Source organism: Streptomyces sp. NPDC054840, from assembly GCF_053611065.1.
On record NZ_JBSGZP010000468.1, the window covers coordinates 1 to 5,929 of the forward strand.

Consider the following 5,929-nt stretch of genomic DNA (forward strand, 5'->3'; position numbering starts at 1 on the left):
CCGCCCGGCCGTCCGGCCCCGCCGGCGGTTGAGGCGCGCGGGTCCGGGGGCGGCGGCCCCGGCGACGTACGGTCAGGTACGGATGGCTTCGGCCAGGGTGGAGAGGAAGGCGGCCACCGAGGCCGGGCCCGGGAGGACCAGGTCGGCCCGGGAGGCCAGTTCCGGGACCTCGGCGGAGCCACTGCACACCAGCAGCCCCGGCAGGCCGTTCGTACGGCCCTTCTCCACCGCCGCGAAGGCCGCCAGGTCACCCAGGTCGTCGCCCGCGTACAGCACCGCCTCCGCGTCCCGCTCCGCCAGGAACTCGGTCAGGGCGACGCCCTTGTCCACGCCCGGCGGCCGGAGCTCCAGCACCGCCCGCCCCGGCTCGACCATCAGCCCGTGCCGTGCCGCGAGCTCCGCCAGCGGCTCCCGCAGCGCTGCGAAGGCCGCCGCCGGATCCTCCGCCCGGCGGGTGTGCACGGCCAGCGCCCGGCCCTTCTCCTCGATCCAGGTACCGCGCCAGGCCCCGATCGACTCCAGGAACCCCGGCAGCTCCGCCCGTACCGCCGCCACCCCGGGATGCTCGGCGGGCGCGTGGACGATGCCGCTGACGGCGTCCCACCGTTCGGCTCCGTAGTGGCCGAGGACGACCAGGTGCTGCAGGCCCGGGACCCCGGCGAAGCCCCCGTGGCGGACGGCGACGCCCGCCGGCCGGCCGGTGATCACGGCCACCGAGTCGACCTCGGGGGCCAGGAGGGACAGGGCCGGGACGGCTCCGGGGTGGGCTCTGGCCTGGTCCGGGTCGGGGACGATGTCGGCGAGGGTGCCGTCGAAGTCCAGGGCGACCACGGACCGGCGGGGTGCGCGGAGGAGGGCTTGGAGTCCCTCGCGTCCGGCTGCGGTGACGGGCATCGGCAGGTCGTGCAGGTCGTGCGCATGGCTCCCCATACGCACGACCCTAACGGCCCAGCCGTGGGACGGCTACGGCTATCGCCGGGCTCGCCGGTCCTCGCGGATCCTTCGCAGCCGGTTCACCGTGCCCGGGGCGTGGGCCAGGGCCCGCGGGTCGTCCATGAGCGCGTTCAGCAGCTGGTAGTAGCGGACGGGGGTCATCCCCAGCCCTTCCCGTATGGCCCGCTCCTTGGCTCCGGGCCCGGGCCAGGTACGTCCCTCGTACGCGAGCACCGCGGCCTCCGTGGCCGTCAGCTGCCCCTCGTCCGTCATACCGCAAGATTAACGCCGTGCTCTGACACCCACCCGGCCGCCACCGGTCAGCGCGGGTCGGACGCCCGGGCGGCGGTGGCGATCTGCTCCAGCACCTTCGCGGGCTGTCCGCCGGGCTGGACGGTCTTGCCTATGTTCTGCTTGATGTCCTCGCTGACGCCCGCCCAGGACTTCTTGCCGACCGGGTACAGCCGGGAGCTGGGCAGTGCCGCGAGGAAGGGCTTCAGCTGCGCGGACGAGCCGCCGGTGGCGGCCTGCTTGGCCTGGTAGCCGCTGGTGGTCGCGGGCAGCAGGTCGTACTTCTCGGTGAAGGCCGTCACGTTCTTCGGCTGGTACAGGAAGTCCAGGAACTTGCCCGACTGCTGGCGGTGGCCGTTCTTGAAGGCCATGACCCAGTCCGCGACGCCCATCGCGGGCTGGTCGCTGCCGTCGGCGGTGGGCAGCGGCACCATGCCGAACTTCACGCCCTTGGCGGCGGCCTGCTTGAGCAGCGTCGGGTGCCCGTTGAGCATGCCGACCTCGCCCCTGGTGAAGCCGTCGAAGGCGGCCTGCCGGTCCAGCTTGCCGGGCTCCACGGGGCCGGTCAGCCCCTGGCCGACCATCTTGTCCCGCAGGAACTCCAGCGCCCTGACGTTGGGCGCCGAGTCGATCGCGTACGACTCCTCGTTGTCGGTGTAGCCGCCACCGCCCGCGAGCATCCACATCATCGTCTCGGCCTGCGCCTCCTCGCGGCCCAGCGGCACCGCGAAGGGGGTGGGCACGTTCGCGGCCTTGAGCTTCTTGGCGGCGGCTTCGAGGTCCGCCCAGCTCTTCGGCTGCCAGCCCTTGGCGTCCTTGCCGATCACGCCGGCGTCGGCGAGCAGCTTCTCGTTGTAGAAGAGCAGCCGGGTGCTGGCCACGAAGGGCATGCCGTACTGGACCTGCTTGACCTTGCCGGCGTCGGCGAGCGGGCCGAGGAAGTCGGCCTCGGTCTTCACGGAGAGCAGCTCTTCCGCCGAGTACAGCTTGTCGGCGGCCGCGTAGTCGGAGTAAGCGCCGATCTGGGCTATGTCGGGGGCCTTGCCGGCCTTGACCATCTCGGCGACCTTGGCGTCGACCTCGGACCAGGAGTAGACGCTGACCTCGACCTTGGTGCCCGGGTTGGCCTTCTCGAAGCCCTCGGCGAGGTCCTTCCAGTACCCCGCGGAGGAGTTCTGCGGATTGTCCCCGTAGTCGGCCGCCACGACCCGCAGGGTCACCTCGTTGTCTCCGGTGAGTCCGCCGATGGCTCCGCAGCCCGTCAGCGTCACGGCAGTCAGGCACAGCGCGGCGCCGGACGCGGCCAGGCTCAGGTAACGGCCCTTCACAGTTCTCCATCCACCCCTTCTTGTACGTACGATCCACGTAAGGTCTACACCACTTTGGCGACGCGTCCACATCGGGCTCCCCACCTGGGTCCCGAATTTGTATGGCCACTCAACAATCCATCTCAATGGACTAGACCTTTCCCCGCCGAGCACGCGAGACTGTCTCTGTGAAACCCGTGAAACACGTCATCGCCCTCGATGTGGGCGGCACCGGGATGAAGGCCGCCCTCGTCGCGGACGACGGCACCCTGCTCCACGAAGCGCGCCGGGCCACCGGCCGCGAGCGGGGCCCCGACGCCGTCGTCGAGACGATCCAGGACTTCGCCGCCGACCTCCTCGAAACCGGCCGGGAACGCTTCGGACGGCCCGCCTCGGCGGCCGGCGTCGCCGTCCCGGGCATCGTCGACGCCGAGAACGGGATCGCCGTCTACGCGGCGAACCTGGGCTGGCGCGACGTACCGATGCGCGCCCTGCTCGGCGACCGCCTCGGCGGTATCCCGGTGGCCCTCGGCCACGACGTGCGCACGGGCGGACTCGCCGAGGGCCGCATCGGCGCCGGCCGGGGCGCCGACCGCTTCCTCTTCGTCCCGCTCGGCACCGGCATCGCCGGCGCCATCGGCATCGCCGGCCGCATCGAGGCGGGCGCCCACGGCTACGCGGGCGAGATCGGACACATCGTGGTCCGCCCGGGCGGACCCGCCTGCGGCTGCGGCCAGCGCGGCTGCCTGGAGACCCTCGCCTCCGCCGCGGCCGTCAGCCGCGCCTGGGCGGCCGCCTCCGGCGACCCGCAGGCCGACGCCGCGGACTGCGCCAAGGCGGTCGCCTCCGGAGACGCCCGCGCCCAGGAGGTCTGGCTGGCCGCCGTCGGCGCCCTCGCCGACGGACTGGTCACCGCCATCACCCTGCTGGACCCGCGCACGCTGATCATCGGTGGCGGGCTCGCGGAGGCCGGGGAAACGTTGTTCACACCACTACGGACAGCCGTGGAGGAACGCGTGACGTTCCAGCGGCTCCCCCACATCGTGCCGGCGGCCCTCGGGGACACCGCCGGATGCCTGGGCGCAGGGCTGCTCGCCTGGGACCTACTCGCCACGGAGGTACCTGCCTGATGTCCGGAAGCGCGCACAGCACTGTTCTTTCGGGCGCCAGGGTGGTGCTGCCCACCGGAACGGTGGCGGGCGGCAGGGTCATCGTCGACGGCGACCGGATCGCCGGCAGCGCCCACGAGGGTGCGCGGACCGTCGACCTGTCCGGGCACTGGATCGTCCCTGGCTTCGTCGACATGCACAACCACGGGGGCGGCGGCGCCTCGTTCACCTCCGGCACCGCCGAGGACGTCCTCAAGGGCGTCCGCACCCACCGCGAGCACGGCACCACCACCCTGGTCGCCTCCACCGTCACCGGGGACCTGGACGAACTGGCCCGCCGCGCCGCCCTGCTCGCCGAGCTGACCCAGCAGGGCGAGATCGCCGGCATCCACTTCGAGGGGCCGTTCATCAACCCCTGCCGCAAGGGCGCGCACAAGGAGGACCTGCTGCGCGACCCCGACCCGGCCGAGGTCCGCAAGCTGATCGACGCGGCGCACGGCGCCGCCCGCATGGTCACCCTCGCCACCGAACTGCCGGGCGGCCTGGACTCCGTACGGCTGCTCGCCGAGCACGGGGTCATCGCGGCGATCGGCCACACGGACGCCACGTACGAGCAGACGCGCGCCGCCATCGACGCGGGCGCGACCGTGGCCACGCACCTGTTCAACGCGATGCCGCCCCTCGCCCACCGCGAACCCGGCCCGATCGCCGCGCTGCTGGAGGACGAGCGGATCACCGTCGAGCTCATCAACGACGGCACCCACCTGCACCCGGCGGCCCTGGAACTGGCCTTCCACCACGCGGGCGCGCACCGCGTCGCGCTGATCACCGACGCGATGGACGCGGCCGGCTTCGGCGACGGGACCTACCACCTCGGCCCGCTGGAGGTCGAGGTCAAGCACGGCGTGGCACGGCTGGTGGAAGGCGGCTCCATCGCCGGCTCGACGCTGACCCTGGACACCGCCTTCAAGCGCTCGGTGACCCTCGACGAACTGCCCGTGGAGTCCGTCGTCCAGGCGATCTCCGCCAACCCGGCCAAGCTGATCGGCCTGTACGACGAGATCGGCTCGCTGGAGCCCGGCAAGTACGCGGACCTCGTCGTGCTGGACGCCGCGTTCGACGTGAAGGGCGTCATGCGGCACGGCGAATGGATCGTCAGCCCGCCCGTGCGACCGGCGATCTGACGGCCGAGCGGCTGTACGCAGGGAAAACGGCCGGCCCGAGGACTGGGCCGACCGCCTTGCGTTTGGCATGATCCCGGCAGCAACAGACCCGGGAGTGCCCATGATCCTTACCGTGACGCTCAACACCGCGCTCGACGTCACGTACCAAGTGCCGCGGCTGCTTCCGCACGCCTCGCACCGGGTCTCCGCCGTCGCCGAACGCCCCGGCGGCAAGGGGATCAACGTCGCCCAGGTCCTGGCCGCCCTCGGCCACGAGGTGACCGCGACGGGCTTCGCGGGCGGCCCGGTCGGCTCCGTCGTACGGGGGCTCCTCACACGGTCCCCGGGGGTGGTCGACGCCCTGGTGCCCTGCTCCGGCAACACCCGCCGCACGGTCGCCGTGGCCGACGCGGCCTCCGGCGACACCACACAGTTCAACGAGCCGGGCCCGCTGATCACCCCCGCGGAGTGGTCGCGGTTCCTCGCCCACTACGGGGACCTGGTGCGCGGCGCCAGCGCCGTCGCCCTGTGCGGCAGCCTCCCGCCGGGCGTGCCGGTGGGCGCGTACGCGCTGCTCGTACGGTCGGCCCGGGCGGCCGGGGTGCCCGTCCTGCTGGACACCAGCGGCGAGGCCCTGCGCCGCGGGGTCGCCGCCCGCCCGGAGATCATCAAGCCGAACGCCGCCGAACTGGCCGAGCTCACCGGATCCCGCGACCCGCTCCCCGCCACCCGCGACGCCCGCCGCCGGGGCGCCCACGCGGTGGTCACCTCGCTCGGCCCGGACGGCCTGCTGGCCGCCACCGCCGAGGGCTCCTGGCGGGCGGCCCCGCCGCGCCGGCTCTCCGGCAACCCCACCGGAGCCGGTGACTCCGCGGTCGCCGGCCTGCTCTCCGCGCTCGCGGAGGGCCTGGACTGGCCGGAACGCCTCACCCGCGCGGTCGCCCTCTCGGCGGCCACGGTCCTCGCCCCGGCGGCGGGAGAGTTCGACCCGGGCGTCTACGAGGAGCTGCGGACCGCCGTACGCGTCTGCGCCGGCGGCTGACCACCGGGCAGGTCCGGCCGCCCCTTCCTCGAACCGTCGTGCGCGCGACGGCAGACAGGCCGTCCGTAGGACGACATCAGGCTC

The 5,929-nt window shown here is 73.3% G+C and carries 6 protein-coding genes; 3 read left to right on the plus strand and 3 right to left on the minus strand.

Features of this window, described 5'->3' with window-relative positions:
* Window positions 1–72: 72 nt before the first annotated feature.
* The 3 genes from otsB to ACWGIU_RS27065 are packed head-to-tail and all read right to left on the minus strand — an operon-like array spanning window position 73 to window position 2,552.
* Complete coding sequence (otsB, locus tag ACWGIU_RS27055) at window positions 73–930, minus strand: trehalose-phosphatase (protein WP_453709987.1); 858 nt, start codon at window positions 928–930, stop codon at window positions 73–75.
* Window positions 931–969: 39 nt separating this feature from the next.
* Window positions 970–1,206 (minus strand): DUF3263 domain-containing protein, encoded by a 237-nt coding sequence (locus ACWGIU_RS27060; RefSeq protein ID WP_150257998.1) that lies wholly within the window; start codon window positions 1,204–1,206, stop codon window positions 970–972.
* A gap of 47 nt (window positions 1,207–1,253) precedes the next feature.
* A complete protein-coding gene (locus ACWGIU_RS27065; RefSeq protein WP_453709989.1) occupies window positions 1,254–2,552 on the minus strand; it encodes an extracellular solute-binding protein in 1,299 nt (432 codons plus the stop codon).
* Between the two features lie 176 nt (window positions 2,553–2,728).
* On the opposite strand from ACWGIU_RS27065, the gene ACWGIU_RS27070 reads away from it, so the two are divergent.
* The 3 genes from ACWGIU_RS27070 to ACWGIU_RS27080 all read left to right on the plus strand — a co-directional run bounded on the left by ACWGIU_RS27070 (window position 2,729) and on the right by ACWGIU_RS27080 (window position 5,845).
* Window positions 2,729–3,661: an ROK family protein gene (locus tag ACWGIU_RS27070; protein ID WP_453709995.1), complete on the plus strand. Its 933-nt coding sequence runs from the start codon at window positions 2,729–2,731 to the stop codon at window positions 3,659–3,661.
* On the plus strand, window positions 3,661–4,824 hold the full coding sequence (gene nagA / locus ACWGIU_RS27075; RefSeq protein WP_453709991.1) for an N-acetylglucosamine-6-phosphate deacetylase: 1,164 nt from the start codon (window positions 3,661–3,663) through the stop codon (window positions 4,822–4,824). The genes ACWGIU_RS27070 and nagA overlap by 1 nt, the downstream gene beginning before the upstream one ends.
* 100 nt (window positions 4,825–4,924) lie before the next feature.
* Window positions 4,925–5,845, plus strand: a complete 921-nt coding sequence (locus ACWGIU_RS27080) for a 1-phosphofructokinase family hexose kinase (protein WP_453709993.1) — start codon at window positions 4,925–4,927, stop codon at window positions 5,843–5,845.
* The last annotated feature ends 84 nt before the right edge of the window (window positions 5,846–5,929 follow it).